We start from the raw sequence: 25,950 nt of genomic DNA on the forward strand, positions 1-25,950 counted from the left end.
CTACCCTCAAGATGAAGATCCATTCTGCACAGAATAAATTAGTGTTCTCTGTCAACTCGCAGGTGCTTGAGTTATACTGGGAGATTGGGCGGGATATAACAGAAAAACAACAAAACTCAAACTGGGGGAGCGGACTTGTCGAACAAGTGGCCGAAGAACTCAAGCGGGATTTTCCGGATGTCAAAGGCTTTTCGCGCCGTAACATCTATGCCATTTTGCAGTGGTATAAGTTCTATTCTCAAAGGTATCAATTTGTGCCACACGGCGTGGCACAATTACCGTGGGGCCATAACAGGCTTATTGTGACGAAGGTAAAGGACATCGACGAAGCTGAATTTTATTGCAAGGCAGCTGCTCAGAACGCCTGGGACAGGGACACTTTAGAGATACAGATCGAAAACGAATATCGCCTGAAAGCTGGGAATTCCACACACAATTTTAGCAGTACACTACCAGCAAAACACTCTGAGCTTGCAGAGCAGGTTCTGAAAGATCCGTACAACTTCGATTTCCTCGGTTTGGAGAACGATGCTTTGGAAAAAGCAATAGAGGCCGAACTTACAAAGAACATCACTCATTTCCTGCTTGAACTTGGAAGGGGTTTCGCATTCCTCGGCAGGCAGTATAAGATAGAGATCGGCGAGAACGATCATTTTCTTGATATGCTGTTCTACCATGTTGAACTGCGATGCTACATTGTGATAGAACTCAAGGCTGGCAGATTCATTCCAGAATATGCTGGCAAACTCAATTATTACCTGTCGGCGGTTGACAGCCAATTACGAAAACAGGGCGATAATCCCACAATCGGCATTCTTTTGTGCAGAAGGAAAAACAAAATAGATGCGGAGTACGCCCTGCGGGATGTCCGTAAGCCGATGGGCATCAGCGAGTATGTGCTGACGAACTCTGTCCCGGACGATATCAAGCTGAAACTGCCCTCTGTGGAAGAACTTGAGCGCGAACTGGAGAAACAGCACCGTAATTCATCAATTGATAATCCCGAATAAAACCTGCGCCTGTCAGGTTGTGCTTTGTGTCGGATGTGTTCAACACAGTTTTCAGGACGCCCCTGTCCGATTTCACCCTGTAGCCGACCGACAAAACCACGTCGAGGCTGTAGTAAGCCACCTGGTATGTTTCCCATCTGCTGCAGTTGTCGCAAAATTTGCGACAGAGGATAACCCGCATAGTTCCTCCCTCAGCGCATTGTTGATGTGCTTGCAGATGGTCTTCACGTCCCTGCCGAATAGGAGGGATATCTGATGTCTGTTCAACCAGACCGTCTCGTTCTCGAACCGGACCTCCAGCTCGAGCGAGCTGTTCGGGTGATAGAGGATCATCTCCCACTTGTCGTGTTGCTGCTGCGGCCCCATTGTAACAGTTAGGCATCACTCCTTCCCTCCTGTAAAAGGCGCTGACTGCAGTCATCCACGTAGCGTGGGGGATAATGGTGTCCTTTGGGCTCGACATGAGGCAATACCCAAGAAGGGGGCAGGGCACCCATCGTCTAACGCTACCGGCGCGGGGCATTGGGCCGTCAGCCGGTTTTGAATTTACATTATAATAAATGTCGAAAGGAGAAGGGGGTATTCCCCTCCTCCCTTCTGTTTTTGAAAATATTTCACTTAAGTTGCGTTCTTACGAAACAATACGACCGCTCCTCCAATACATACCGCGACGATCCCAACGGCGACCACTGCTACCCACAGCAGGACATTGCCGTTGTCGCCGCCGCTTTCACCGGTGCCGACCTCCAGCGTTATGGTGGCATAGCCGTCGGTGAACTCCGCCGTGTACTGGTAGATACCGGGGGCAAGCGTTCCGAGGTAGCTCTCATCGAATGTTATGAGAGTGTTCTCTCCCACTGTGTAGTCCGCAGTATCCACGACCTCGTTCACGAGCATCAGTCTCAGGAAATTGCTGCCAGGAGCGTCGATCCTCCATTCCGAACCGCCGGTGCCATTCCACGGGCCGGGCTGTTCGGTTACGGGATACTCTGTCTGTCCGGACCTCGTATCCTTGACAGCTATGCTCAGGGACGGGTTCGGACCGCCGCTCATCGCAAAGGTCAAGGTATAAGCGCCTGCGCCCAGCGTCGAAAGATACTCCTTCTTGATCGTGTAGGAGTTTCCGCTTACCGTGTAGTCGGTTCCCGCGTTCAGGGTGTATGTCCCCAGCCTTATTGCCGATAACGTATAGATTCCGGGAGACAGAGTGACTACGATGTCCCTGTATTCAACGGAGGATGTGTTCTCATCGAACGAAGCGGATGACAGGCTGATGCTTGCGTTGGTATTATTTGTGCCACCGCCCCCTCCTCCGCTGCTCTTCGTGAAGGTCATTGTTATCACCGCGCTGTCGGTCATCCCCGTCTTGACGGCGAATGCTTTGACCGTAGCGGTGGCAGAAAGGGTGAACGCTCCGGTGTAGAGTGTGCTTCCGATGGTAGGCACAGAACCGTCCAGTGTGTAGTAGATATCCGCGCCCGCAGTCGCACAGGAGAGGCTCACATTCTGGGTCGCAGCGAACGTTCCGCCGTTAGGAGATGCCGTCGGCGTCTTTACCTGGAACAACGGCAGAGTCACGGTGCTGCTGACCGCTCCGCTGGCATTGTAACCGGGTTTATCCGCCATGCGCTTGTATCCTGTCACAGTCTCGCCTGGCAGACAGCTCTTCGTGTTGACGGTGTTCCATGTAATTCCGTCAAAGCTGTATTCCGCGCCTGCTGTGAGGGGGATCGTCACGGTATATGACGTATCGCCCACGCCGGCATAAGACAGCGTGAATGCTGCCGGCGGGTTCTGAGGCAGGTTGTCAGTGTTGACGGTCACCGTCGACGCGAGGGAAGCATTGTTTGTCAATGTGTCCACGAACCTTATCCCCAGCAAAACATTCTCAGCGGCGGGCGATGTGTAAGTGTTCGTCGGAACCCATGTCGTGCCGCCGTCGAAGCTGTATTCAGCGCCCGTCACAGCGGTTATTGTCACAGTCTTCGGGAAGCCTCCCGATGAGATGCTGTAATCCAGCGGCGGGGCCGCTTGATTCAGTTTGCTGAATACCACAGCGCCGGTGTTACCGACCGCGCCGGCTTCCTGGGTGGCCGTCTCCTTCATTCTGACATAGAAGGTATGGCTTGACGAAGGCGCAATGCCGGAAAAGACATTACTGTCCTGCCATGTTACTCCGTCCGTACTGTACTCGGCGCCGGCTATCGGCGTCATTGTGTAGATGAAGGTCGTGTTATCATTTGTTCCGTAGGATCCGGTGACCGAAGCGGGAGCTGCGGGCCCTGCGATCTTGTCGATCGTCTGTCCTGCCAGGCTGTACGGAGAGTTTGTTATGGTGTAGTTGTTCGCCAAAGCTGTGCCGCCGAGGGTCACCGTCACTGTGACCGTCTTGCCCGTGCCTGCATTTGCGTTATCGAAGACACCTGATGCGGTGTAATCCGTTCCGAGGACAAGACTCTCGCCGCCTACCAGACCGGAGAACGTGACGCTGTTCACTGTTGCCGCTGTGGTGTTGTCATATGTCTTTGCGTTAATGGAGGCATTGGTTATGGTTATCCCCGCCTTGCTGATCGTCCCATTGGAGAACATAGGCTGCGCAGTCGGCACGAGGTACTTCCATGCGTCTGTGCCAGCTATACCGTAGCCTGCGGCAGTCACGCCGATGCTCGTTCCTGCATTCGCGCTGTTGAACACGACGGTGCCGTTCGATACTGTTACGTCATCGCTGTTTATCACGCCGCTCAGCGCAGGCTGAGCGGTTGCGGTTGCAGCCGCTGTCCCGTCATAGGTCTTGTTGCTGGCCGTGCCTGCGGCGGTCCATGTCAGCTGTTTCTTCGAAATCGTGAAGGATGCGCTTCCGATTCCGGCGTAGTCATTGCTGACGAGCGTGGCCGTCACAGTATACGTTCCCGGCTCGGTCGGCTTACTGGATGAACTGTACGGTGTGCTTGAACCATCGCTCAGAGTCCCGGTGTAGAACCAGGTGAAAGTGTTTCCGCCCGCGCCCGCCGATGCGCTCGGATTGCCGAGCGTACCGCCGTAGGTGATGTTCCCCAGCGCATTGACGGTTACGGTGACCGGGGTCTTGTCCACACACTGCAGTGTCACGGTAGCGGCTATTGTGCCGTAGTTCTGTGTCTGTATCGAGATGTCTATTGTCGCCGTGAACGCGCTCCCGACAGGCATGCTGTTCACACTCACCATGAGAGTGTCGCCGCTGATGCTCGGTGACCCGTTGATTATGCTGCCAGTGTCGGTCACGGTGCCGACAGTATAGCTCACAGCGCCGAGATTGCCGGCGGGCACGGTGACGCCAAATGCCAAGGGGATGCCGAGGACGCCCGCCGCGTCGCCGTTCAGGAGATCCTTTGTGATGTCCGGAGCCGCGCCGGCGTAAGTCGCAGTGCCAATCGTCTGACCTGCCAGGCTGTATGGGGAGTTTGTTATGGCGTAGTTGTTCGCCAAAGCGGTTCCGCTGAGAGCTACCGTCACGGTGACCGTCTTGCCCGTGCCTGCATTTGCGTTATCGAAGACACCTGATGCGGTGTAATCCGTTCCGAGGACGAGACTCTCGCCGCCTGCCAAGCCGGAGAACGTGACGCCGTTCACTGTTGCCGCTGTGGTGTTGTCATATGTCTTCGCGTTGACAGAGGCATTGGCGATCGTTAACGATGCCTTGTCGATCGTTCCATTGGCGAAAGAAGGCTGTGCTGACGGTGCGGTGTATTTCCATGCGCCCGTACCGGCTATGCCGTAGCCCGAAGCCGTCACACCGATGCTTGTTCCTGCGTTCGCAGTGTTGAACGCAACGGTGCCGTTCGATACTGTTACGTCATCGCTGTTTATCACGCCGCCCAATGTGGGCTGAGTGGCCGCCGTTGCGGTAGCGAACCCGTCATAGGTCTTGTCGGTGACGGTTCCGGATGTTGCCCATGTGAGCTGCTTCGGGAAGATTGTGAATGTCGCGCTTCCGCTTCCGGCGTAGTCATCGCTGACGAGAGTGGCCGTTACGGTGTAGTTACCGGGTTCGGTTGGCTTACTGGATGAACTGTACGGTGTGCTCGAACCGTCGCTCAGCGTGCCGGTGTAGGACCAGGTGAAAGTGCTTCCGCCGTCGCTGGCGACAGCGCTCGGATCCCCGAGCGTGCCGCCGTAGGTGATGTCGGCGGGTGCGGTGACCGTTACGGTGACGGGAGTCTTGTCTACGCACTGTAGTGTCACCGTCGCGGCTATGGTCCCGTAGTTCTGTGTTTGGATAGATATGACGATTGTCGCAGTGAACGTGCTTCCCACAGGCATATTGTTAACACCCACTGTTAGGGTGCTACCGCTGACGCTCGGTGATCCGTCAATGATGCTGCCCGCATCCGTCACTGTCCCTGTTGAATAGCTTACTGTGCCGAGGGTACCGACAGATACGGTTATGCCGAACGCCAGGGGGATACTGAATGTATCCGCGAAGCCGTTCAGGACATTCTGGCTTATGTTCGGGGCCGGGCCGCTGTATGTCGCAGTACCGATGGTCTGTGCCGTTAGGCTGTACGGGGAGTTTGTTACCGTATAGTTGTTTGCCAATGCGGTGCCGCTGAGAGCTACCGTCACGGTGACCGTCTTGCCGGAGCCTGCGTCCGCAGTGTCGAAGATGGCGGATGCGGTGTAATCGGTGTCGAGGGTCAGGCTCTCGCCGCCTGCCAAGCCGGAGAACGTGACGCTGTTCACTGTTGCCGCTGTGGTGTTGTCATATGTCTTCGCGTTGACAGAGGCATTGGCGATCGTTAACGATGCCTTGTCGATCGTTCCGTTGGCGAAAGAAGGCTGTGCTGATGGTGCGGTGTATTTCCATGCGCCCGTACCGGCTATGCCGTAGCCTGATGCAGTGACGGCGATGTTCGTTCCGGCGTTCGCAGTGTTGAACGCGACTGTGCCGTTCGATACTGTTACGTCATCGCTGTTTATCACGCCGCCCAATGTGGGCTGAGTGGCCGCCGTTGCGGTAGCGGACCCATCATAGGTCTTGTCGGTGACGGTTCCGGATGTTACCCATGTGAGCTGCTTCGGGAAGATCGTGAATGTCGCGCTTCCGCTTCCGGTGTAATAGTCGCTCACGAGGGTCGCCGTTATGGTGTAGTTACCGGGTTCGGTCGGCTTACTGGATGAACTGTACGCAGTGCTTGTTCCGTCGCTCAGCGTCCCGGTGTAGAACCAGGAGAAAGTGCTTCCGCCGTCGCTGGCGACAGCGCTCGGATCCCCGAGCGTGCCGCCGTAGGTGATGTCGGCGGGTGCGGTGACCGTTACGGTGACGGGAGTCTTGTCCGCGCATTGAAGCGTCACCGTCGCGGCTATGGTCCCGTAGTTCTGCGTTATTATGCTGATGGGTATGGTCGCTGAGAACGCGCTTCCGGCGGGCATGTTGTTCACGTACACCGTGAGGGTGCTGCCGCTGACGCTTGGCGATCCGTCAATGATGCTACCCGCATCCGTCACTGTCCCTGTTGAATAGCTTACCGTGCCGAGAGTACCCACCGTTACCGAGGGGTTGAGTCCTGACAGCAGAATGAAGAAGGTGTCTGTCATGCCGTTTATGACAACCTGATCTATGTTAGGGGATGCGCCGCTGTATGTCGCAGCGTCGATCGTCTGGCCTGTCAGGCTGTACGGGGAGTTGGTTATGGCGTAGTTGTTTGCCAATGCGGTGCCGCTGAGAGCTACCGTCACGGTGACCGTCTTGCCGGAGCCTGCGTCCGCAGTGTCGAAGACGGCGGATGCGGTGTAATCGGTGTCGATGGTCAGGCTATCGCTGCCTGCCAAGCCGGAGAACATGACGCCGTTCACTGTTGCCGCTGTGGTGTCATCGTATGTCTTCGCGCTAATGGAGGCACCGGTGATCGTTAACGATGCCTTGTCAATAGTTCCGCTGGCGAAAGAAGGCTGTGCTGACGGCGCGGTGTATTTCCATGCGCCCGTACCGGCTATGCCGTAGCCTGATGCGGTGACGGCGATGTTCGTTCCGGCGTTCGCAGTGTTGAACGCAACGGTGCCGTTCGATACCGTTACATCATCGCTGTTTATCACGCCGCTCAGCGTAGGCTGAGTGGCCGCTGTGGCGGTAGCGGACCCATCATAGGTCTTGTCGGCGACGGTACCGTCTGCATTCCATGTGAGCTGCTTCGGAGAGATCGTGAACGTTGCGCTTCCGTCGCCCTCGTAACTGTTGCTGACCAAAGTGGCAGTTACAGTATAGTTACCGGGTTCGGACGGCTTATTGGGCGAACTGTACGTTGTGCTTGAACCGTCGCTCAGCGTCCCGGTGTAGAACCAGGTGAAAGTGCTTCCGCCGTTGCTGGCGACAGCGCTCGGATCTCCGAGTGTGTCGCCGTATGTGATGCCGGCGGGTGCGGTGACGGTCACAGTAGCAGGTATTTTTACTGTGCTCAGAACCTCCGCCGCGCCGTAGGTGACTGCGCCCGCAGATGCGCGGACGGCGCCTGTCTGGTCATAAGCAAGGGCAGCAAGGATGGCTGCTTTCTGTCCTGCATCAAAGCCGCTGAGATCTGAATCTGTTATCGCCGAGGCCGTGCCGTCTGCGATGCCCCCCTCAAGTACGGGGTAAGTGTTGGTCAGAGGATCGAAAACATTCGTCCCGAACACATCCGCATGGGTCACGCCGGATTCCCCCTCGATAAGGTTACTTCCGGTGGTGAAGTCGATGGTTCCTAAGCTACTTTCGTAAGTCTGCAAAGGTGTCGTTCCCCCATACATGTTCCCGGTCACGATGCAGTTGTAAAGATACGCAGACATATTGTCGCCTGCAACAATCCCTCCTCCTATATTGTCAGTAACTGTTGTGTGGAAAATATATGTCTCCTCGGCGCAGCTGAGCGCGCCTATGTTGTCTGATATGTTCTCATAGAAGGTGTTGTTGACCAGGATCAGCGATGCGCTTCCATATCCGCTCACGCCGGCCCCGTTATGTGCCTTGTTGCCTGTGAATACACAATCTATCAGGATAACGTCCCCGCCAACCGCCGACACAACTCCGCCGCCATCAATTTCTGCTTCATTGCCGATGAATACGCAGCCAGTAAAGGTAGCTTTCAATACACATGCTCCGCCTCCGAATCCGCCGCTGCCGGTGTCACTTGCGGCATTATCGGTAAATATACAATCGGTAAAGGCGGCATCTGTTACATACACTCCTCCGCCGTTACCGTTCGCCGTGTTGCCGGTAAAGGTGCAGTTGGTTATTACGGAGATGCCGTCCAGCCCTGCCCCTCCGCCGTTGCTGCCGTCCGCTTCATTGCCAGTGAATACGCAACCTGTCAGGGAGGCATCTCCCCAGGCGAACACTCCTCCGCCGGCGTAGGATGAGAAGTTGTCGATGAAGGTGCAGTCCATCACGGCGATATAGCCGCTATAGCCGACCAGTGCCGCCCCTCCCCCATGACCGTCCGTGTACGCTATGTTGCCTATGAAGACACAGTCAGTCAGTGTAGAGCCGTTCCATACATAAACGCCGCCGCCGTGGGCCGCGGTGTTGTTAGTGAAAACACAGTTTTTCAGGTCCCCGTCATTATTCACAAACGCGCCGCCGCCGAATTCGACCGATTCATTGCTGATGAAGGCGCAGCCTTCCAGATCCGCATTGTTATACACAAACGCGCCGCCGCCGTAGTACGCTTCATTGTCGACGAAAACACAACCTTGCAGGTTCGCATCAATATATACATACAAGCCGCCGCCGTAGTCGCCTGCCGCATTGCCGATGAAGACGCAGCCTTCCAGATCCGCATTGTTATACACAAACGCGCCGCCGCCTCTGTATGCTCCGTTGCCGATGAAGACGCAGCCCTCCAGGTTCGCATCGTTATCCACATACGCGCCGCCGCCGTAGTTGCTTGCCGCATTGCCGATGAAGACGCAGCCCTCTAGGTTCGCATCGTTAAATGCTGCCAAGCCGCCGCCGTAGTCGCCTGCCGCATTGCCGATGAAGACGCAGCCCTCTAGGTTCGCATCACCGACCACCACAGCACCGCCGCCGGCGCCCGCTGATGCGGTGTTACCGGCGAAAACACAGTTTGTCATTTTTGCATCGCCGCCTATATACACTCCGCCGCCACTGTCGGTCGTAGCATTGTGAACGAAAACACAGTTTGTCAGGACAGCATCCCCATTCACTATCACCCCACCGCCGTAGCCCCCTTCATTAGCGACGAAAACGCAGGTTTGTGCGACGATCGAATCGTTGCTGCCTATGCCGCCGCCCATGTTACTACTGTCTGCATACCCGTTCATGATCGCAAGGCCGTAATAATAGGATGTTCCCGGCGTTCCAGACGGCACTGCGTGGGTGAACACCCTCGTCTCTCCGCTCCCGTCCACGATGACCTCAGGGTCGCCGTCGCTTCCTAGGCGGCCGACGATCATCACGTCGTTAAAGAAAGACACCCCGCCGCCGGCGGTCGATGTCAGCCCAATATAGAACACGCTCGTGCCGTCGACAGTGTTGACGGCATCGAAATACACCACGCGCTTGTCAGGCAACGGCGCGGTAGCATACGAATCAGCCGCGCCCACGCGATTGCGGAGGGAGCCGGTCGTGTTGTCGTTATAGCTGTTGGTAACGATCCAGCTCATTGCAGTCCAGTTGACCGCGCCGTAGAGACATGCGGCGCCCGCATTCCCGCGGTAGTTGCCCGCAGCATCGGACTCGTGGCCGGCGATCACGTTTGCGCCGTCTGCCACTCCGGGTAGGGGCATTATGTAGTTGAATGTGAGGACATTGTCGCCGAACGCATCCGCATAGTTCGCGATCAGCTTGTTGTCGCCTGATACGCCTTGATTGGAATCACCTCCCAAGGTGTCTGATGTCATAAGGCAGTTCTCAATCGTTATAGAACCGGAAACAACATTCACATTGTATGCAGTTGCCCCCCCGCTGTTGTTGGCGAGGGTACTGTGGTACAGGACCGCACTATAAATGGCAGATATAACGCCAGCATTGCCGCCGGAAACGGAATCTGCATAGAAGCTGCAGTTTTCGGCATAGACATTCCCGGAATAGACCGTGCCTCCCGTTGAACTGTTGTCTGTAAATCCGCAATCTGTTATGGTGATGTCGTTGTAAGCATCCACTGCGCTTCCGTAAATTGCTTTGTTTCCAGTGAAGGTGCAGCTGGTAACAATGGCGTCGCCGTTGCTTACATACACCCCGCCGCCGTTGCTCGCTTCATTGCCGATGAATGTGCAGCCTGTCAGTTCGGCATCACCGTTGCTTACATACACCCCGCCGCCGTTGCTCGCTTCATTGCCGACGAATGTGCAGCCGGTAACAATGGCGTCGCCGCTGTCTACATAAATCCCGCCGCCGGAGGCGGATGTGGCCGTATTGCCGATGAATGTGCAGCCTGTCAGTTCGGCATCACCGTTTGCAGCGCCCAATCCCCCTCCTATGATCGAGGTGTTGCCGATGAATGTGCAGTTCGCTAATGTAGTGGCACCATCCGCAAAGGCGCCGCCACCGGCGCCGCCAAGAGATATATTATTTCTGAAAGCGCAGCCTGTCATGCACAGGCTGCTGGCAGAATACACTCCGGCGCCGTTCTCCGTTGTATTGCCGTTATCAAACGTCAGCCCGATCAGCGTCAGCGTACCGGTATTTGCCCAGCTTGTCAGCAGCCGGAATTCGCTGCTTGCGTTCTTGGTGATGACCACGCCCGCCATGCCGTTGATGGTTATGTCTTTTTGTACGAATTGGATAGAGTCTGTCAGCGTGATCTCTTCCACACTGGGATCAAAGGTAATGAAGTCGCCGTCCTGCGCGTCCGCCAGCATCTGCCTCAGAGACCCGCTGCCGCTGTTGGCATCCGTGGTGACCACGAGTACATTCCCTCCATATCCTCCTCCTTCCGTCGTCGTGGATGTGAAGTTGAGAGTCGCCGCGACGGTAAGTAGCATCGAGGCCGCTATCACTATCGCCAGTACTTTGTTGCTATTTTTCATTCCGAACATGATTCACTCCTCCTGAATATGTACTAAACTTTGTAATCGGCACAAGTATCGTCTCGTCTCTATATAATTAATATATGCCAACAAATGCAGAGGCGGTCGCGCATGCTTCGAACACGGCTCATAACTAGGTATCAAGGCTGCGCAGGATCTTATTCGATTTCCTTTACTAAAAAGTGTGCTTTACGGAAAGCCGGCATCTTTTACAGGGTGGAAGGGCGGCTCTGCGCTTTCATGTGCGGATGCCGCGCAACAATCCTCAGAAAACGGCAGCCGCGTCCGGAGCAGAACAGGCGGCATCAGTCGGAATAAGGCCCTTATGGCATAATGGGTGTAGGAGGTCAATCGCCCAGCCGATTCAGCAGCCTTATGCATAAAAAGGACAAATAGGGCGATACGGTCTTCTTCTGCCCAAAATCCCATTCTTTGCATTTTTGATAAACGGATTCAGGAGTGAACATGCCGTTTTCGTCCCGCCTCTTTTTAATGATCTCGATCATTTCACAAAACCTTTCGTCGGATCTTACGCACTCAAACTTACTGAGGCAGTCGGCGACGCCCACGATATCATACCACATCGCCGGCGCTTTCAGTTTGCGGAAGTCGGTGCCCATGTAGAACATATACGGATGTCTCTCAAGGCTGTTCTCCCAAAGAGAAAGAATAACCTCAGTACCTTTCCTGACGGCGTCGCTATTTCTGTATTCTTCAATTTCAGCCATAAGGTTCAGCATGATCAGCGTCGCGTAGGGGCAGCAGTCATCCTTCCTCCCCGGCCCTCTGAATGACCCATGTACTTCCGACACGGAGCAGGGGAAGCCATGTTCCCGGTTCAGGGCCGCTAACCGGTCCGCACCCTGCTTGATATGCTGCCGATAGTCTACATCGGCCTTAAGCAGCGCCGTCAGCAGCAGAGGGGCGTCGCACAGACACCAGCCGAACACGTTCTCGCCGTTTCCCCCGTAGTGCTTCGGTATGTTCGTCAGAGACTGGTATACTCCGGACCCGTCCTTGTGGTCCATGATCCGGTTCACTGCGTTCCTGATCTCAGGCACGTCCGTATCAAGACCGATGTCAAGCAGGAACAGAAGTTTATGTATGGGCAGGTCTGGGTTTTTATGATTGGTCACCAGCATACTGTGGAAGTCGGAAACATCCTTCAGATAACTTTGGATCCTCTTATCTTTCAGCATCTCTTGCCTGAGACCGGCTAGATCCTCTTTGCTTTCATTGAGTATGTTCGATCTGATTGCATACTGCAGCCACGGCTCGCTTATGGATAATAGTTTTTCGATCACCGTGTTCACCCTACGTTGCAATGCGGCTCAGCATCATCTGTATGAACGGAGTTTTGCTATATATTGCTGCTGTTCTTCTTATCTTACTATTAGATGATATGAAATGCCGCTGAGTTCAGAACCAGGAATCAAGGCTGCGCTGGCTCTTCCTTGATCTCATGCTCTTTCTGGACGCTTCGATCCTGTCCAGGGTGCTTTCCACCCTATCTCTGGAGAAGTCGTACCCCTCCAGCATCTCGATGACCGCCCCCCTGTCCATCTCGGCGGGCTGGGCGGAATAATCGTCCGTATATCCGCTGCTCAGGAAGATATCCCTTATCTCTTGGAAGGAAGGTATCTCTATCGACAGATGCGACATCGCGCCTTCGAGGTCCCCGTGGTCCTTGATGAGTTTCAGACTCTTCTTCGGACCTATTCCCGGAACTCCGGGGTTGAAATCTGTCCCGATCAGTATGCACATATCTACAAGCTGCTCCCTTGTGACGCAGAGAGAATCAAGAAACTCCTTTGAGTCGATGATCTCCGTCTTCACGTCCTTGTACTGATCCTTTCCCGGGATCTTCCTTCTGCCGGTGATGGTCATGTTCCTTACCAGAGTGGGGGTCCCGAACAGTATGGAATCGAAATCCTGCGACGCGGACGCCCACACGTCTCCTTTTAAACACATGTATGCGGCCTGGGCCTCGCCGTCGGCCGGGGCGTCTATTATCGGGAGGCCGAGGTATGATATCAGTTCTTTCGACGATTCTCTGATCTCTTTGGTCATACGCGATGTCTGTTGCGCTTTGGAGAATGCTTTCTTAAGGTCGCCCTCCTCGATAGCGTACTCCCATTCCGCCATCGCTTTATCGCGTCTCTCTTTCCTTTCAGCGAGCGTGGCCATCTTCAGCTCATGCGGTTTCCCGTCAAAAACGAAAGAAGGTTCTATCCCCTGCGCTATTAAATTAGAGGTTCTGTACAGGATCCCTGACAGGTGAGACGTCACCCTCCCGCTCCCGTCGCAGAGAGGGGACCCGTCCGGCTGCCTGATTATGGAAAGGAACTGGTATATCGTGTTGTAGGCGTCGACCGCCACGCTCTTCCCCTCCAGTTCGGACAGCTCCGCCGTATCTGGTTCGATCAGTCCGGAAAGATTCACACCCATTTTCAGACCTCACTTTCCGGCGTCCGGCCCGTATGTTTTCCAGAGGGCTATCTCTTTTCCCATATCCTTAAGACCGAACAGAGAACTCCCGGCCGCAAGCACGGTCGCGCCGGCGTCAACGCATCTTTTTCCCGTTTCGCGGTTGATCCCGCCGTCGACGGATATCTCCAGCTTCGGGTTCTGAGATTCGGCGTACTCCCTTATTCGGGCGATCTTCGATAGCCCAATCTCTTGAAAACTCTGTCCGCCGAAGCCGGCCTCCACAGTCATGATGAGTACAAGATCCACAAGGTCAAGGTAAGGATCCAGACTCTCCACCGGGATCCCCGGGTTCAGGGTGATTCCCGGTCTCACTCCGAGATCCCTGATCTCTTTCAGGGTCTCTTTCACATCCCCTCCCGCGTCCACGTGTATCGTGAGCATGTCAGAGCCGGCCTCCGCGAATCTTTTCACATATTTCTTAGGCTCTCGGATCATAAGATGGACGTCAAAAGGAATATTCGTCACTTTTCTTATAGACTCGATCACAGGCGGACCCATGGTTATATTAGGCACGAAAACGCCGTCCATGACGTCGAGGTGCGCCCAGTCCGCGCCGGCGGTCTCTATTCTCCGGATCTCCTCCCCCAGTTTGGAGAAATCTGCGGACAGCAGGGACGGCGCGACCTTTGTCATGGCAGGGCTATCGCTCTTCTCTGATTTATATTTGGATGCGGCTTGTTTTGAGTCATAACAAGAAAATAATATATCCCACAGGGCGATTAAGCGATATGGCATTGACGAAGCACGATAAGGCGGCGGATGTTTGCGGCGTGGTCAACTGTGACAAAGAGGCTGAGAGATCCATAAGCCTGAAACAGTTCTCGCGGTCTTCGCTGAAGCTCAAGGACCCCGGAGTAAGAAGCGCGCACCTCTGCAAAGAGCACTACAAAGAATTCAAGAAAGAGACGAAGACAAGCAGAGAGCTTGATCAATATCACTGAACGGGGAACCATGCTGGAGATCCTGTTCCTTGGCACAGGGGCAAGCATCCCCTCGAGAGAGAGGGCGATGCCTTGCGTGGCGGTCCGCTGCGGCACGGAGATAATTCTCTTTGACTGCGGGGAAGGGACCCAAAGACAGATGATGATCTCCCCGCTCTCATTCATGAAAGTAAAGGGGATATTCATCACGCATATGCACGGCGACCATTTCCTCGGACTTCCGGGGCTCCTCCAGACGATGGGCCTCTCCGGAAGAAAGGACAGGCTGCTGGTGTGCGGTCCGGAGGGACTGTCTGCGGGCCTTGACGCGATCCTTTCCGTATGCGAAGGGGACATCGGATATGAGCTTGAGGTAAGGGAGCTCTCTCACGGAGAAAGGATGGAGTTCGACGGGTTCACCGTGTCGGCTTTCAGGACGGATCACACCGCGCCGTCCTTCGGCTACAAGCTGTCCGAGAAGGATGCGAAGGGCAGGTTCAATAAGAAAAAGGCGATGGAGCTGGGTCTGAGTCCCGGCCCCGACTATTCTAAACTGCATGCCGGCGAAACGGTGAGGGGCGTGACCCCCGAAATGGTCATAGGTCCGTCAAGGCCGGGATACAGCGTGGTCTATTCGGGCGACACCGTTCCGTGCGCAGAACTGTCGGACGCCGCCGCGGGGGCGGACATACTCATACACGAATCCACCTTTTCCGAAAAGGAATCAAAGCTCGCGTCGGACCATAAGCACTCCACTTCCGTCCAGGCGGCCGAAACGGCCGAAAGATGCGGCTGCGGGATGCTGTTCCTGATACACATAAGCAACAGATACGATGACAAAGGGATCATAGAGGAAGAGGCCAAGGCGGTGTTCGGGAACTCCGTCGTCCCGGGTGACATGGACATGTATACGGTATCGGACAGAACGCCGAAGGAAGGCCGCGGCTTCCGCCGTCTCCCGCCAAAAGGCTCATAATAAAAATAAAATAATACACGCCTATTACTTTATTAATAAGGCATGATAAATGCCAGCAAAACGGATTTTATGTGCACGAAGAAGGGACAAAAATGGCCAAGAAGAATATCCACGTGAACGGCGTCGATGAGATACCGCTGCCTAAAAGGAACATTGAGATCGTAGAAAGGAAAGGAATAGGACATCCGGACAGCGTTGCCGACGCTCTCGCCGAAGAGGTGAGCAAAGCTCTCTGTAAGATGTATGTCAAAGAGTATGGGCACATCCTCCATCATAACACAGATGAGACCCAGATCGCCGCAGGCGAGTCGGCCCCAAGATTCGGCGGGGGCCACGTCATAGATCCGTCATTCATTCTTTTGGTGGGCCGTACGACCACCCATATCGACGAAGGGAAGGACCGCAAGTCCCTTCCCTGCAAGCCGACCGCCCTCAAGGCCGCCAGAAAGTATCTGGACAAAACGTTCCCGAATCTGGACGTGGATTCGGAGGTCATACTGGATGCAAAATTCGGAATGGGGTCCGACGACCTCACCGGAGTGTATAAAGCATCGGGCCATCTGGCGAATGATACTTCCTTCGGCGTCGGATATGCGCCGTACTCGATAACGGACAAGCTTGTCCTGAAGACCGAGGAATACATAAACGGCGCTCTGAAGAAGAAGCTGCCGGAGAGCGGGCAGGACGTCAAAGTGATGGCGTCCAGGATCGGCAACGAGGTGACGCTCACGGTGGCATGCGCGATGGTCGACAAGTACATAGAAGATGCGGTAGCGTACAAATCGGCGGTGGAGCATCTGCACAGCGCGACGCTCGACAACGCACTGAAGGTCGTAGGTTCGCAGAAGGTAGATATCAAACTCCATGTCAACACCGGGGACGACTACAAGAAAAAGGTCTACTATCTGACATGTACGGGTATGTCCCAGGAAATGGGCGACGACGGATCCGTAGGAAGGGGCAACAGGTGCAACGGTCTTATAACACCATACCGGCCCATGTCAATGGAGGCCACCTCCGGAAAGAATCCCATCACTCACATAGGGAAGATATACAACATAATGTCCAAGCTGATCGCGGATGACATCGCAAAGAACATCGGAGGGGATGCGGAGATACGCGTAAGGCTCCTTTCACAGATAGGTAAGCCGGTATCCGAGCCGCTCAATGCGTCTATAGATATAGTGACCGTGGGCGCCGATTCCGATCCCAGGCTCACTAAGTGGAAGTCGGACGCTGAAATGATCGCAAAGGACTGGTTGGACAACATAGATAAAGTCACAGAGCTTATCATCAACGGAAAGGTCAGGACATTCTGACCGCCCACATCATCTGAGGAGTCGAAATGAAGATAATGGAAGTTCCGCAGTTCGGGCCGATGTTCAGATTCAATGACGCAAGCATATACTGGGCCCTCCACGTCCTGTCAGACGGCAAGAGAGTGGGCAGGAAGAAGCTGGCCGAGATGGTGGGCATCGGGGAAGGAAGCATGAGAAGGATCATCGACACGCTGAAAGACTGGAACTTCGTAATAGTGAAACAGACCGGCATAACGATAACGAAGGCCGGTCAAGCGTTCCTCAATCAGATCCCGATAAGGGTCGTGAACGTAGAGATAGGCGAATCGGCCGTCGGAGATTATTCCCAGGGCATTCTCGTTATGGGAGTGGCCGAGAAGGTGCACAACGGTATGCAGCAGAGAGACGCCGGGATCAAGGTCGGAGCGATCGGCTGCACCACCGTCGTCATCAGGGACGGGGTCCTGATGATACCGCCGGACTGGAACATAGACGAGAGGAACCCGGACCTTGCGTACAGGATACGTAAAGAAACAGGCATAACCCAGAATGATGTGATCATCGTGGGGAGCGCCAATAAGAGGACCCTCGCGGCGGAAGCGGCGATAAACGCGGCGTTCGAACTAATTTGAAACCTTTTACAAACCACGACAATGTCAATAAAGCATCTTTTCAGTTATTCGGTGTGTCAGCCCCTTGATGAGCTTCCGCGCGGCGGGGACGGCCTGAAAGATATAGGATGCGACGGCGTGGAGCTGTTCACTCTTTTTGAAAAGGTGCCGCAGATATACAGGAAGATATCGCCGTCGGTCCATCTTCCATTCGCTATCGATTGGTACAGCGGATGGACCGGCACAGCCGACCTCGGTGAGTTCACCGAAGAGAATGTGAGGCCCGTCATGTACGGGAGGGACAGGGACGAGATCGTGAAGAACCTAAAGGCCGCCATAGAGCATGCGGCGGATATAGAGCCGGCATACGGGGTCCTTCACGCAGGCAATACGAATCTGGACGAAGTGATGCTCAGAAAGCAGACCGGCGACAGCAGGGAGATCCTCAGAGCGTTCTGCGAGATGGTGAATCAGGTGGTCTCCAGATTCAAAGGCGGCGAGCCGCCTTTCAAACTGGCCTTCGAGAACCTGTGGTGGCCGGGGCTGAGGCTGCGGGACCCCTGGGAGTACAGGCTCATCAGTTCCCGCTTGGAGTTCGACAACTGGGGGTTCTGTCTCGATACGGGCCATTTGATGAACACGCTTCCGGACGCATATGACGAACCCACATGCGTTGAGAGGTTGCTAGAGATATTCGACGGGTATCCGGATGACATGAAGGAGCGTATAGGCACAATGCATCTGCATCTTAGCACCAGCGCGGAATACAGGAACACCTTCGAAGAGGCGATAAGGCCTCCGGGCGAGACCATGGCCGATACCATATCCAGATCATATCCCCACATAGCTAAGATAGATCAGCACAAACCATTCTCCACAGACGGATGCAGACTGCTCGTGGACGCTCTTTCCCCCGATTTCGTGACCCATGAGATGATGGGATCGAGAACGGACGATGTGATCGGGGACTTCCTTCAGCAAAGGTCGTTCTTCCCCTGAGGTGACGAATCTTATAAATAATACTTCAATAATGGACTGCCAGAGGAATAAAAAATGGCACGTTTCAAAGAGGCTGAGCACAGGCTCCTTGAGAAAACTGTATGCATGAGCTGCTATGCTACGAACCCTAAAAAAGCAGACAAATGCCGCAAATGCGGTTACAGCAATCTCAGGCCCAAAGCCAAAGAGAGCAGGAAACAGTGAGCACGCCCTTTGCGACCCTGTCCGCAGTAAAAACGAAGGCCGGACGGCTTTCGTTCATTTGTTTAATATAGTTCAATAATGGTTAAGGTATCGCCTGATACCGGGAAGTATGAAGGATGAGGGTTCTGATAGTAGATGACAATGCTGCCCTTCAGGAGATCCTGACTGAGGTCGTCACCGATGCCGGCCATTCGGCCGAGGTCGCGTCTACCATAGACAGGGCGTTATCTCTCATCGCATCGTTCCGTCCCGACGTCATTCTTTTGGATACGGACATGCACGAGGGGCGAGGTCTCATACTTTTGGACAGGATGCAGGACAATTCGCCATCCGTCGGCACGCCCGTCATAATAATAAGAAGCTGGAACAGGCAGATACCTCGGGACAGCCCCGTCGCCACAGGCCGCATAGAAAAACCATTCACTGCGCAGGATGTCCTGGAAAGCATAGAAAAAGTGAGGGCGGAAGGGACAGATACAGGAGAGGCGCCCGTCGTCCCGGCAGCTAAACAGTCCGAGACCGATCAAGAGCCGCCGGGAGAGACACTGGCGCAGAAAGGGGTCTCGTACGGCAGCTCATACGTCATGTTCCGGAGCAGCTCGAATGAGATCCATGATCTGATATCGGCGTTCGGCAGCGAGGGCTGCGATGTGCTGGTCGTGACGACCAGAAAGAAAAAGACGGTCATGAAGAGATTCAGGAACAGCAACATAAACGTTCTGACAATGACGATAAGGCTGCTTGGAGGCCATTTTGATATATACGGGCTGGGCACGATGATCGATAACGTGGAAGAATTCATAAGAGGCGCCGGCAGGCCGGTCGTCGCATTCGACGATCTGAATAAGATAATGGACAGGAACGGAGTGAATTCCACCCTTACGGCGATACACCAGCTAGTTACAAAAAAATACGACAAGGACCACACATTCCTTGTTTCTTTAGACCCAAAAAAATTCACAAAGAAGGACAAGGAGATATTACTTAACCATATGGTAAATCACGACCCAATCGGAGAATAAGCATGAAGATCGAAAAGGTATGGGCAAGAGAAGTTCTGGACTCGAGGGGGAATCCCACCCTTGAGGCGGAACTCACAGTGGGCGGGAAGAGAATAACGGCGATAGCTCCGTCAGGGGCCTCCACCGGCACATGGGAAGCATATGAGCTGAGGGACGGGGGAGACAGATACGGGGGGAAAGGCGTCCTGAAAGCGGCGGATAACGTAAAGAATGAGGCGTCAAAGGTGCTGGTGGGTATGGATCCCTCGGACCAAAGGGCGATAGATTATGCCCTCATAGATCTGGACGGCACCGATAACAAGACCCGGCTGGGCGGGAACGCAACGACCGCTGTCTCACTGGCAGCGGCCAAGGCAGGCGCTTTTTCGCTTGGCATAGATGTGTATGAGCATGTGGGAAACGATCATGTCACTATTCCCGTGCCCATGTTCAATATCATCAACGGAGGGAAGCATGCGGGCGGAGGCCTCAAGATACAGGAATGTATGATAGTCCCTGCCGGTGCGGCATCGTTCTCGGAATGCCTGAGAATGTCCTCGGAGATATACATGGAACTTAAGTCCATCCTGAAAAAGAGATACGGGACAAGCGCCGTCAACATCGGCGACGAAGGCGGTTTCGCGCCGCCGCTGAAAACGACCGAGGAAGCGATGGACATAATAGTGGAATCGATCTCCGGAGCGGGGTATTCGCCCGGTGACGAAGTATCCCTGGCGATCGATGCTGCATCTTCAGAGTTCTACGACGACGGCATCTACGAGGTGGACGGCCAAAAGCTCACCGCTTTGGAGCTGGCGGATCTGTATGCGTCCCTGGCCGAGAAATTCCCTCTGATCAGCATAGAGGACCCGTTCTTTGAGGATGATTTCGACGCCACCGCCGAGCTGACCTCCATGATTGGCAAAAAAGTGCAGATAGTAGGCGACGACATATTCGTCACTAACACCGGACGCCTGTGCAAAGGGATAGAGATGGGCGCCGCGAACGCGATGCTCCTGAAGGTCAATCAGATAGGCACCATCACAGAATCCGCAGACGCTGCTCAGATGAGCTTTGACAACGGATACGGCGTGGTGGTCTCCCACAGGTCGGGAGAGACCGAGGACACGACCATAGCGGACCTTTCGGTGGGGTGGGGGACAGGGCAGATAAAGACCGGGGCGCCGGCCAGAGGAGAGCGTACGGCAAAGTACAACAGGCTGCTCAGGATAGAAGAGGATCTCGGCTCAAAGGCGGTCTTCCCGGGAAAGAAAGCATTCAGGCTGTGATAATCTGGAAAAACTGTTCATCGCGGATGAGAAGGATGTGCGGGACGGACGCACCATGGACATATACTTCGAGCGCACAAAGGAGATCCTCGAAGAATCAGGACTCTCCGGGACGAAGGTATGCGCGGAGATATCCGGCGGTTCCCTGCCGAAAGGCTGGGAGTGGGCCGTTTTCTGCGGGCTTGAAGAAGTGATAAGACTCACCGAAGGTCTCCCCGTATCGATATCGGCGGTTCCGGAAGGAACGATATTCAGGACTAGGACGGCAGGCAGCGTAAGGGTGCCCCTCATGAACATATTCGGCGCGTATACGGATTTCGGGGTCATGGAGACCGCGATACTCGGGATGCTTTGTCAGCCGTCGGGCATCGCCACCGCGGCCGCGCGCACCAAGATCGCGGCAAAGAACAAGACCGTTCTGGCATTCGGCAATAGGAGGATGCACCCCGCCATATCCGGAGTTCTGGACAGATCCTCATACGTAGGAGGATGCGACGCGGTGTCGTCAAAGATAGGAGGGGAAATAATCGGCAGCGAGCCCATCGGGACGGTCCCCCACACACTGATGCTGCTGATGGGGAGCAACGACGCAGCTTTCAGAGCATTCGACAGAGTAATAGACAAAGGCGTCCCCAGGATAATGCTCATTGACACGTTCTCCGACGAGAGAGCGGCCGCGCTGGAAGCATGCGCTTCCATCAAAGACCTTAAAGGCGTCAGGTTAGACACCCCCGGCTCCAGGAGAGGCAACTTCAAAGAATTGATAAATGAGGTACGCTGGGAACTGGACATGAACGGGCATAAGGATGTCGATATCATAGTCTCCGGCGGGCTGGACGAGTCATCTATCGCTAAGATCGTGGATACGTCCGTATCCGGGTTCGGGGTCGGGACATCCATCAGCAACTCCCCCACATTGGACCTTTCCATGGATGTTGTGGAGAAGAACGGACAGCCGGTATCAAAGAGAGGCAAATTCGGCGGGAGGAAGTTCACATACAGGTGCCCGCAGTGTTTCGAGATGGGTGTGTCCCTGAGACAGGACGACAGAATAAAGTGCGGCTGCGGCTGCGAGATGGACATGATAGAAAAGGAAGTTCTCAGCGGCGGCGTAAGGGTCGGCAGGGAGAGAACGCCGTCAGAGATCCGCGAAACCGTGCTTGAACAGCTCAGGACCATCGGAGAACTTTGAACGCAGAGCCGGAACCTCCGCAAAAAACCTCTTTTATGTACTATATAAAGGTTTCTCAATCAAAAATGAGTAGGTAATGATATTTTTTGTAAGTATAAATATGGCGGAAAACCAACTAACAGAAAGCTTATATGTACACTCATCATAGGTACAATTAGCATTTGTCTGTTGCACATTGGGTGGGATCTGTGACGCAAAGACAGCACAGCATGGGAGTGAATTAATTTGAGTCGCAGCCTTATATTCAGTGCGCCAGACCCTCTGGGTAACGCCAGCATCCGTACGCTGGATAACACTGGCCCAAGGACTCTTATGAAAATTTGCTGCCCATGCGGAAAAATCGTGGACCTTGACAGGAAGGAAATGAACGTCAAGATATTGCTGAAGAAGGAGCTTGAGTGCACCGCATGCAGGAACGCCCGCATAGCAAAGGAGATCGATTTTCTGAATGATCTTTTTGACGGGAACCTCGCAGCCGAAGAAGACCAATTCTGCTGATTTCCACGGAGTTCTATATAAGGCAAAGAAATATTACGAATGTATTCATTCGTATGTAAAAAAAGCAGTGCCAAGACGTCGAACACTTTTTATGGAGGCGGTCATCCTCAAGCGGTCTTTTCCTCTGCTTTTGCAGAGGTCTTCTTCTTTGGGGGGGAGGCCTTGACACCGTCTTTTTTGACAGGTGTCCTAGGCTTCCGGCTGCCGCGTGTCGCGCAGTCGGGGTTGATGCATTCCCTGGAGCCGTTGAACAGTACGATAGGGGAGCCGCAAATTTCGCACTGCTCCCATACGGGCGTCAGCATACCTCTCGGTCTGAGGGGATATGTCTGAGTGCACCCCGGCCACCCGGAGCAGCCCGCGAAACGCCTTCCCGCTTTGGAGAATGTTATCCTTATCGTACCTTCTTTGCATGCGGGGCATCTGCCGAGATCGTTCTTATCCGTGTTGCTCTTGCATTTCGGGTCTATGCACTGCATAGAAGGCGGAACGCCCTTCCTTATGATCTTCAGTTGCGCCAGGCCACATTCTTGGCAGGTAGTTTCCGTTGTCTGTATAAGCGCGCCTCTCGGAAGGGGGTACGCCCGTGCGCATTCCGGAAAGCCGTCGCACCCGATGAAGTTCCCGTTCTTCGATCTCTTGATCCTCATGTTGCTGCCGCAGGTAGGGCACAGTCCAATGAACTGCTGCGTCCTCAGGGCGGAGCGGATCTCATCGCCGAACTGTTCCTTTTCCGAGGATATCCCTTTGGCGACCTCGAACAGCATGTTCTGCGATTCTTTCACGACACCTTCCAGCGTGTTATTCCCCTCGCTGATGTCCACCATGTCAGACTCCAGCCGGGACGTCATCTCCGGTTCGGTGATCCCGCCGCCGTGTTTTTCAAGGGATTTCGTGAGCGCGGTGCCGCTGGCGGTAGGTACCATGTTATTCCCCTGCACGTAATTCCTTGAGAACAGTTTGCTTATGATCTCGTGTCTTGTGCTCTTTGTCCCCAGCTGCAGCCTGTCCATCTCCTGGATCAGGGATCCCTGGTTGTACCTGAAGGGAGGTCTGGTCTCGGAGTCCTCGAGGTTCATAGACCTGACGTCGATATCATCGCCGACCTTCAGTGCCGGAATTCTGATCTCAACGGTCTTAAGATATTTTTTATAATATTTCTTCCAGCCCAGTTCTTTCTGGACATAGCCGCGGGCCTTGAACATCTCTCCGCCGACGTCTATGGCGCAGTCCGTCTCCTCGGCCTCAGCATTGGGTCCGACGGTCGCCAGGAATCTTCTTACGATAAGTTCGTAGAGTTTCCATTTGTCACCTTTCATCTTGTCGGAACTGGCGCCCGCCGTCGGATAGATCGGAGGGTGATCGGTGGTCCTCTTCTTTCCCTTAGAAGGGAAGATATTTGTCTGGCCGAGGATCTCCTCGGCCTCGCTTTTGAAATCGGAATCCTTGAGTTTCTCCAGCACCCCTCTCAAACTGAGACTCTTGGGATACTCTGTGTTCTCGGTGCGCGGATATGAGATATATCCTCCCATGTAGAGGTCTTCGGCAAGCTTCATCGCCGTGGTCGGAGGGATACCTATCTTGTTGGCCTCCACCTGCATGAGGGTGGTGTCGAAAGGGGACGGGCGGTACTCTTCTTTTTTTGAGACCTCGTATGAGATTATCTTCCCCTTTTTAACTCCCGACAGGCCTGACATGACCGCATCCGCGTCCTCTTTGTTCCAGAACGGGTTCCTTTCGTGCTCTCCTTTGAAAGCGAGCATTCCGAATTTTCCTATGATGTTCCAGAACGGGACCGGAACGAAGCTCTCTATCTCTTCGTGCCGATCGACCAGCAGCTTAAGGGTTGGGCTCTGCACTCTCCCCACGGACATGAAGTTCTTCCCAACCTGTCCGGCGGATAATGATACGAGCCTCGTAAGCACCGCGCCCCACGAGAGGTCGATGATCTGTCTTGCCTCGGCGGCGTCAGCTAATTTTCTGTCAGGGGACGTGAGTTCGGAGAAGGCCTTTTCCACTTCCCCCTTTGTCAAAGCGCTGAACTTTGCGCGTTTCACTTTGGACATATCGGCGCCGACGGCGGTCACCGTTTCCATCCCTATCAGTTCGCCTTCTCTGTCAAAGTCTGTGGCGATGATGATCTCGTCGGCGGTCTTAGCGAATTCGTTGATCTTGCTCAGTATGGATTTCACTTTTACTTTCTTCACGGGTTCTGTGTAGACCATGTCGACCGGGGATATTCCGCCCCAGTCGTTGTATTCTTCAGGGTAATCCAACTCTATGATATGGCCTCTGAGGCTTACCACTGTATATTCGTCCCCGCCGGCGTCATTATCGGCCGGCGTAGTGAATTTGAGGACAGTGACCCCTCCTCCCGATTCGGAACTGGTCTTTCCGTCGGACAATATGGTGGAGATCCTTCTTGCGGCGTTCGCTTTCTCCGTGATTATCAGTTTTCTCATTCGCCAAAGCGACATCATAAGGATTATTTAACCGTTGGGAAGTCGAAACATTCCTGATCCAAGCGATAAAGAACCCGTGAAGTATCACAAGACATTGTTTTTGCAGGAAGTATTAGGTGCTTAACAGTATGTAGTGGTAAAGCGAATAGTCTACTTACGAGTAGTCTAATCATGAGTAGTATACGCATACTCTAACTCATGATTTTTATAATGTGCATGGCACTCCAATTCAAGGCCCACTCTCTTTCCAAGTTCGCGCATGCCGTTCGGGATGTCTGGCACGCGGTGCATCTTGACGGATTCTGAAAACCAGGACCTGCCGGTCAATGTCTTACTCCGATGTGGTGCATATGGCCCGTCGCCTGCGCCGCCATGGTGAGTTTGCACCTGAGAACACCTTTTATCGAGGATATCTCGTTGGCAAGCACCTTTAGCTGCCCAAGCTCCCCCTCGACAATCAGGACCTCCATGCACCTGTCGTGGTCGAGGTGAACATGTATGGAAGTGTTGATGTTCTGCATCTTGCCGTGCTGAAGTTCGGTGAGCTTCTCCGCTATGCCGGTGGTGTGGTGGTCGTATATCATCACGATCACGCCGCTCATGAACTCTCTCTCGTTCTTCCATTCGTTTTCGGCAAGGGAATCGCGTACTAGGTCCCTGATCGCTTCCGACCTGCTCACATATCCTTTTTTAGAAATTACCTTATCAAAATCCTTCAGCAGTTCGGGTTCCAGAGAGACGCCGATGCGCGTTACGCCTTCCATGCCCGCTAATCAGGATTCACGTTAATAATTTTAACTCAAAAAATATAGAGGTCACCATAGTACTTCATCTTTTACAGACCTCCCGTCTATCCAGCGGACGGCATGCAACCCATTGATCAGAGGCCGCTTTGGGGTGTGGGTACCCCTTAAGGAAATAGATGAACGCGCGAGGACGCACGGAGCGGTACGCATGATCATCCAATTCGGGTTATCCGTTGCTGTTCATCGGGACATGGT

At 54.2% G+C, this 25,950-nt stretch carries 18 protein-coding genes; 11 read left to right on the forward strand and 7 right to left on the reverse strand.

The genetic code is table 11. The features are described 5' to 3' along the window. Positions 1–11 precede the first annotated feature (11 nt). Positions 12–1,010 carry a PDDEXK nuclease domain-containing protein gene (locus FWG96_05970; GenBank protein MCL2032796.1) on the forward strand — a complete coding sequence of 333 codons (999 nt, stop codon included), beginning with the start codon at positions 12–14 and terminating at the stop codon, positions 1,008–1,010. Between the two features lie 72 nt (positions 1,011–1,082). On the opposite strand, the gene FWG96_05975 is transcribed toward FWG96_05970, so the two are convergent. The 5 genes from FWG96_05975 to rpe form a co-directional block, all read right to left on the reverse strand. Continuing rightward, entirely contained in the window at positions 1,083–1,376 is a 294-nt protein-coding gene (locus tag FWG96_05975; GenBank protein MCL2032797.1) for a hypothetical protein, read from the reverse strand. A gap of 252 nt (positions 1,377–1,628) precedes the next feature. Beyond that, positions 1,629–11,018: a YDG domain-containing protein gene (locus FWG96_05980; protein MCL2032798.1), complete on the reverse strand. Its 9,390-nt coding sequence runs from the start codon at positions 11,016–11,018 to the stop codon at positions 1,629–1,631. A 338-nt stretch (positions 11,019–11,356) separates the two neighbouring features. Further along, a complete protein-coding gene (locus FWG96_05985; protein MCL2032799.1) occupies positions 11,357–12,313 on the reverse strand; it encodes a hypothetical protein in 957 nt (318 codons plus the stop codon). A 115-nt stretch (positions 12,314–12,428) separates the two neighbouring features. Continuing rightward, the gene (gene fen, locus FWG96_05990) at positions 12,429–13,457 is read right to left on the reverse strand and encodes a flap endonuclease-1 (GenBank protein ID MCL2032800.1); all 1,029 of its coding nucleotides are present in this window, start codon (positions 13,455–13,457) and stop codon (positions 12,429–12,431) included. A 9-nt stretch (positions 13,458–13,466) separates the two neighbouring features. After that, complete coding sequence (gene rpe / locus FWG96_05995) at positions 13,467–14,132, reverse strand: ribulose-phosphate 3-epimerase (protein MCL2032801.1); 666 nt, start codon at positions 14,130–14,132, stop codon at positions 13,467–13,469. A gap of 95 nt (positions 14,133–14,227) precedes the next feature. Between rpe and FWG96_06000 the strand changes: the two genes are divergently transcribed. The 10 genes from FWG96_06000 to FWG96_06045 all read left to right on the forward strand — a co-directional run bounded on the left by FWG96_06000 (position 14,228) and on the right by FWG96_06045 (position 22,487). Beyond that, entirely contained in the window at positions 14,228–14,440 is a 213-nt protein-coding gene (locus FWG96_06000) for a hypothetical protein (GenBank protein ID MCL2032802.1), read from the forward strand. Between the two features lie 10 nt (positions 14,441–14,450). Continuing rightward, positions 14,451–15,395 (forward strand): ribonuclease Z, encoded by a 945-nt coding sequence (gene rnz, locus FWG96_06005; protein MCL2032803.1) that lies wholly within the window; start codon positions 14,451–14,453, stop codon positions 15,393–15,395. A gap of 92 nt (positions 15,396–15,487) precedes the next feature. Further along, positions 15,488–16,714 (forward strand): methionine adenosyltransferase, encoded by a 1,227-nt coding sequence (locus FWG96_06010; GenBank protein MCL2032804.1) that lies wholly within the window; start codon positions 15,488–15,490, stop codon positions 16,712–16,714. Positions 16,715–16,740: 26 nt separating this feature from the next. Next, on the forward strand, positions 16,741–17,325 hold the full coding sequence (locus tag FWG96_06015) for a hypothetical protein (protein MCL2032805.1): 585 nt from the start codon (positions 16,741–16,743) through the stop codon (positions 17,323–17,325). Positions 17,326–17,346: 21 nt separating this feature from the next. Further along, positions 17,347–18,303: a sugar phosphate isomerase/epimerase gene (locus FWG96_06020; GenBank protein ID MCL2032806.1), complete on the forward strand. Its 957-nt coding sequence runs from the start codon at positions 17,347–17,349 to the stop codon at positions 18,301–18,303. Between the two features lie 54 nt (positions 18,304–18,357). Further along, positions 18,358–18,507, forward strand: a complete 150-nt coding sequence (locus FWG96_06025) for a 50S ribosomal protein L40e (GenBank protein ID MCL2032807.1) — start codon at positions 18,358–18,360, stop codon at positions 18,505–18,507. Positions 18,508–18,623: 116 nt separating this feature from the next. After that, the gene (locus FWG96_06030) at positions 18,624–19,529 is read left to right on the forward strand and encodes a response regulator (protein MCL2032808.1); all 906 of its coding nucleotides are present in this window, start codon (positions 18,624–18,626) and stop codon (positions 19,527–19,529) included. Positions 19,530–19,531: 2 nt separating this feature from the next. Continuing rightward, complete coding sequence (eno, locus tag FWG96_06035; GenBank protein MCL2032809.1) at positions 19,532–20,797, forward strand: phosphopyruvate hydratase; 1,266 nt, start codon at positions 19,532–19,534, stop codon at positions 20,795–20,797. Between the two features lie 55 nt (positions 20,798–20,852). Beyond that, on the forward strand, positions 20,853–21,989 hold the full coding sequence (locus FWG96_06040) for a nicotinate phosphoribosyltransferase (protein MCL2032810.1): 1,137 nt from the start codon (positions 20,853–20,855) through the stop codon (positions 21,987–21,989). Positions 21,990–22,331: 342 nt separating this feature from the next. Next, positions 22,332–22,487 (forward strand): hypothetical protein, encoded by a 156-nt coding sequence (locus tag FWG96_06045; GenBank protein ID MCL2032811.1) that lies wholly within the window; start codon positions 22,332–22,334, stop codon positions 22,485–22,487. A gap of 107 nt (positions 22,488–22,594) precedes the next feature. On the opposite strand, the gene FWG96_06050 is transcribed toward FWG96_06045, so the two are convergent. Both FWG96_06050 and nikR read right to left on the reverse strand, forming a co-directional pair. Continuing rightward, on the reverse strand, positions 22,595–24,949 hold the full coding sequence (locus tag FWG96_06050) for a DNA topoisomerase I (GenBank protein ID MCL2032812.1): 2,355 nt from the start codon (positions 24,947–24,949) through the stop codon (positions 22,595–22,597). 323 nt (positions 24,950–25,272) lie between these two features. After that, positions 25,273–25,713 carry a nickel-responsive transcriptional regulator NikR gene (nikR, locus tag FWG96_06055; protein MCL2032813.1) on the reverse strand — a complete coding sequence of 147 codons (441 nt, stop codon included), beginning with the start codon at positions 25,711–25,713 and terminating at the stop codon, positions 25,273–25,275. Positions 25,714–25,950 lie beyond the last annotated feature (237 nt).

The organism is Candidatus Methanoplasma cognatum, assembly GCA_009777615.1.
GTDB lineage: Archaea > Thermoplasmatota > Thermoplasmata > Methanomassiliicoccales > Methanomethylophilaceae > Methanoplasma > Methanoplasma cognatum.